Consider the following 5,053-nt stretch of genomic DNA (forward strand, 5'->3'; position numbering starts at 1 on the left):
ATATTTTACCGACATCCGGTTTTTACGGACATAGTACAGGGCGGTGGAGTCTCCCGCCGCGAGAGATTCCGCCGATGTATAGAGGCTGTCCATACCCGCAATCACAGAATCGGGCCAGAGTTCGTGTGTCGGGGCGTCGAATATCCGCAGGTGAAGATTAGGATCCTTGACCCTGGTGTGCATGAGATCGTACACCGCCCGCATCGGAACGAACGCGTTTCCGTAGATGCCGTGCATCCACTCGTTCACCAGGGAATCGGGATTGTCCGAAGGATTCCACAGAAGACGGGCCATGACCCATGCCCGCAGGTCGGCGTCGGAGCTGCCGGGACTCGTGTAGGCGCCCTGAAGGAAAATCCCCTTCACTCCGCTCCCTGAATAGGTCTTTATCGCTTCGGTAAATTCGATGAAGTTGGGGAATGGCATGAGGTAATTGGAGAAATCGGTGGCATAGTGCCAGATGAAAATACGGTCGGTCAGCTTTCCCCAGCCGGCGAGGGTTTCATTGAACTGTTTCGTCTCTTCCGATGTGCATTCGGTGAACGGGTGCCCTGCGCACATGTAGATGGGGCAGAGGCGTATAATGACGTTCTTACGGGGCTTCACCGTTTTCGGGGGTTTCTCGGTGAACATGTAGGCGAGGGTGCTTATATAATTTTCCGGATGCCTCTTCTCTACAATCTCGGCCACCTGATTCACGAAGGTGACATACAGCCCGGACGGTGCGCATTCTTCTTCCATGATCTTTTTACAGGCCGGGCATTCGCAGTTTTTTTCCACATCATTCTGATCGAGGGAGAAGATTCGCTGGTCGGGCTCGCTGTCCATCCAGGCGATCATGTTCTCAGCCGCGATTTTCACTACCTCCGGATTGGTCAGGCAGCGCTGGACATAGCCGGTAACCCGTTTTCCGCCGATGAGGGGAAAATATTCGGGATGCGTCCTGAAAAGCGAGGTTGGAATGAGCTGGTCAAAGGTATGTACCCCGAGGACGGTGAGCTTGCCGCCGCGGGTGGAATCGAGCGCCGCCGCTCCGGAATTCACACGGTTACGGGCCGCCCAGTCGCCGTCGAACGCTTCTTTTATGAACGGTTCGCGATACATGAACGGCGGAATTTTCTGTTCATCGAGAACCGGCGATTTCAGCGCCTTTCCCTCGGGGAAGCGGGTGATTCGGTTCGTGTACCAGCGGAAACCCAGATGGTCCAGGAACGTATAGACTCCATACATGGTTCCCCGCAGTTTGCCGCCTGCGATTACCACATCCGACCGTGAACCGCCTTCTTTCACGGTGCGCAGGATGAATCCCTCGTCACCGAGAGCCTTGAAATCAACCGGATTCCCTTTCGCCAGGAGCGCATCGGAGATTTTTCCCGGGCCCACGCAGATACGGGGCGACTTCTGCGAACGGGAATCGTTTTCGGTGACAATGGGAAGCTCGGCGCCTGAAGCGAGACGGATGAATCCCTGAAGCTCGTTTGCCGCATGACGCTCGGAGGGTGACGCCGCATCGCTCAGAACGATGACATAGACGCTCTTCCCTTTCTCGGCGAGAGTGAAAAGGCCGTTACTGCCGCAGGAAAACCCGAACAGAACAGTGAGAACCATGAGCGGAAAACCTGCACGAAACCTGCCGCCCGGACTGCTTTTCATGTTTCTCCCGCCTTATGATTGTGTGGATTATGAGAAATGGAAAGATCTGTTGATTGCATACCTGGTAAAAAACATGAACGGATATAATCTGTTAAAGACCGTTTCTGATTCCCGTTTACACATACGGGTATCGAGTGCGAAAAAGATTCTTTCTCACCTTTTTCCAATATATAGAGAGAAAAAGTAAAAAGATAGAGTAAAATCCTATAATAAAATGGATTCTATAGTGAAATATATCACGCAATCAGCAATTAACGAATAAATAATTGTGTTTATACACAAGAACAGTTGAGGTTACTATCGGTTTGGAAACTAAAAAAAGGTACGGAAAGTCAGTTCTCGGCAACTCATTAAAAGAGTTGTGATAAACACCATTTACGTGGATATAAGCTGTCAAGGGTCGGCACGAAGTGCCGATTTACATGCCCTTTACAGTAACAAAACAACACATTTCGTTATAGGGCTCGTGAAAAATATACTTTTTCACAGCCCTCTTAAAGAAAGAAAAAAAACCCCCTGATTTGGACAGGGGATTGAATGAAAAAAATAAAACACAGCGACACGTAAACACGGAAACACGGAAACACGGAGACACGGAAAAAACCACCGATCCCGATATTGTAAACGTAGAGGCACAATGCATTGTGCCCTTTTTCTATCTGGTTGTGGCTTCGATCAGGTTCGATCTATTTGATCTCTGCGAGCCATTGTTTGAAACTCTCGTCATCGAGGAGCGCATGGGCGAGTCTCATATGCCCTTCATTCAGCAGATGGCAGGAATCGCCATATTCATTGCTCGGAATCCCGATTTTGAATGAGTCGAAATAGGGAACGCCCATGGCGTCGAGGTCTTTCTTGGCATCCTCAACCGTGGCAAAAAGCCTTTGCTGGCTTTCCGGAGTGAGCATATACTGATTGAACGGGCCGATAAGGACAAACACACGCGTGTTCTTTTCCCTGAATTTCTGTATGGCGTCGGTGAATAAACCCCACTGAATAGATTCGGAAAGCGGGACAAAAGGCTCGTCGGAGGGTTTTACTTTCTTTAATTCCCAGCTTATTCCCTGGCCCTGGGATTCGGCCATCACAGGTGTAGCCACGAACGTGATTGCCTTGAACGGATTACTGTACGGGTTATCCATCATCCAGCCGGATATGCTTTTATTGTCGTAATAGTTTGCCATAAGGTGACGGACAAAGGGAAACAGGCGTAAATACCGCTCGATAAAATAACCGAGCCGCGTGTTAAGATCGTGGTGATACTTGATCCGTCTGCTGAACTGCGGAATGAGCCGGGGATGATGATAATTGTATTTTTTGTCCTCACGGAGGTCACGGCGAAGATTGAGCACCCAGAGAGGGCTCAGCTGGAGCAGGATATTGGTATTGCTCAGATTATCGCCCCAGTAATGTGCGATGCCGTTTATACCCGCCATAAAAAGGCCGTCATTGCCGAGATTGGCGACGAGCTCTTTTCCGTAATATTCATTGATATAGTGGGATATCGTTCCGGTGTTCGGGACTTCCTGCCCCCAGATTACGGAGTCGCCGAGGAGCAGAACCTTGTAGTGTTCCCTGGCGTACCGGATCCACCGGTTGTATGCCCAGTAATCGCTCTGACGTTCCGCCCAGCAGGTCTCGCGATGATCGGGACCGGGTGTGAACGACTCCCATGAGTTCCAGCCATAGTAAATAACGGAGCATATGACTGCAACCGCGAAGATGGTTATTATCCACTCCCTGAGGGAGAGAACCATGGCGTTAGAAACGGAAATAGAGGAAGATTTCATACCCTGATGTCCTGAAAAATATCATGTAAACAATCATTGAAACCATAAGAACGATTTTAACCGCCGACAGCTCGAGAAATCTGCGCAGTCCCGATTCGTACATGAACTGGTAGAGCAGAACGGCAGCTATGAACAGGAGTGCCGCGATCGAAAACCGTGGATCGGTCAGCGTAAAGGTGAATATCTTTCTGAGTATGGTGATCGCTTTCCCGAATGTTTCTGCCCGGAAAAATATCCACGTCACGCAGACGTAATGGAATATGAATATCTGCTTGAAAATCTTCGGGATTCGTTCGCTGTAAAACCGTGTCCGTTCGAGTTCTCTCGTAAACGTGCGGCCGGTTGCATGGAGCGCTCCCCATATGATGAAGTTCCATGCCGCGCCGTGCCAGAATCCCGCGATAAGCATGGTAATGATCATGTTCCGATAGGTGTTGAAACGGCCGTGACGGTTGCCGCCGAGCGGAATATAAAGGTAATCCTTGAACCAGCTTGACAGGCTGATATGCCATCTGCCCCAGAATTCGCCGAGAGTGGTGGACAGATAGGGATTGTTGAAATTGAGCATGAGGTTGAACCCCATCATCCGTGCGGCGCCTCTGGCCATATCGGTATAGCCGCTGAAATCGAAGTAAATCTGCCATGCAAAGGCATATGTCGCCAAAAGCGGAGCCAGTCCGGCATACTGTGTGGGATCGCCGTAAACCTTGTTGACATAGATCGCCAGAAAGTCTGCGAGGGCGATTTTCTTGAAGAGGCCGACGATAAAAAGGGAAAGCCCCTCGGTGATGTTGTCACGGGTGATTGATGGCGGCGCGGACAGCTGCGGGAGCATATTCCCTGCGCGTTCGATCGGGCCCGAGAGAAGGTACGGGAAGAACGAGATGAACGATGCAACCCGTATGAAATTTCGTTCGGCGGGTACTTTCTGACGGTAGACGTCGATGATGTATCCCATGCTTATAAAGGTATAGAACGATATGCCGACAGGCAGAAGAAATCCGGGTTTGGGTATTTGTGCCGTAACATGCATGAATTGGAAAATATGGTTCAGATTCTGGACGGTAAATGCCGCATATTTGAAGAAACCGAGCAAAAGAAGGCTGTTCGCTATGCTGATACCGAGCCAGATTTTCTTGCGGGGACCGTCAAGCCGCAGCGATGTAACATATGTTACTATAGTTGAATAGCCGATGAGTATGAGATAGAGCGGATTCAGCCAGCCGTAAAAGAAATATGATGCGACGAGGAGCCATGTAACCCAGAATTTTGTCCGTTTCAGCGCTATCAGAACGAGCAGGGTAACAATAAAGAAAACGACGAAAATCCAGGTGTTGAACGGCATATCCGAATTATTTCCAACAGGATAAGGTTGTGAATCGAACAAGGGATTGATTGTACAGAATCAATAATAACAATTTAAGATTTCAGAAGCAAATGTATTTTAGCACCTTATTATGTTTTTTTTTAAAAAATATTTAGGAATACGATGATTTCTTTGCCCTTTTTAATGTCATTTAAGTTGTTATAAACACCATTTACGTGGATATAAGCTGTCAAGGGTCGGCACGAAGTGCTGATCCCCGATTAATAATTCGGGGACATGCTTA

At 49.1% G+C, this 5,053-nt stretch carries 3 protein-coding genes; all 3 read right to left on the reverse strand.

The window, feature by feature from the left end; genetic code table 11:
• Positions 1 to 1,653, reverse strand: a 1,653-nt coding sequence (locus LLG96_03240; protein MCE5249214.1) for a DUF4838 domain-containing protein, incomplete at its 3' end; no start/stop codon positions are given.
• Between the two features lie 686 nt (positions 1,654 to 2,339).
• Positions 2,340 to 3,443 (reverse strand): hypothetical protein, encoded by a 1,104-nt coding sequence (locus tag LLG96_03245; GenBank protein ID MCE5249215.1) that lies wholly within the window; start codon positions 3,441 to 3,443, stop codon positions 2,340 to 2,342.
• Positions 3,415 to 4,788 (reverse strand): MBOAT family protein, encoded by a 1,374-nt coding sequence (locus tag LLG96_03250; protein ID MCE5249216.1) that lies wholly within the window; start codon positions 4,786 to 4,788, stop codon positions 3,415 to 3,417. Before LLG96_03250 ends, LLG96_03245 begins: the two co-directional genes overlap by 29 nt.
• Positions 4,789 to 5,053: the final 265 nt, after the last annotated feature.

This window comes from bacterium, from assembly GCA_021372535.1.
GTDB lineage: Bacteria > Latescibacterota > Latescibacteria > Latescibacterales > Latescibacteraceae > JAFGMP01.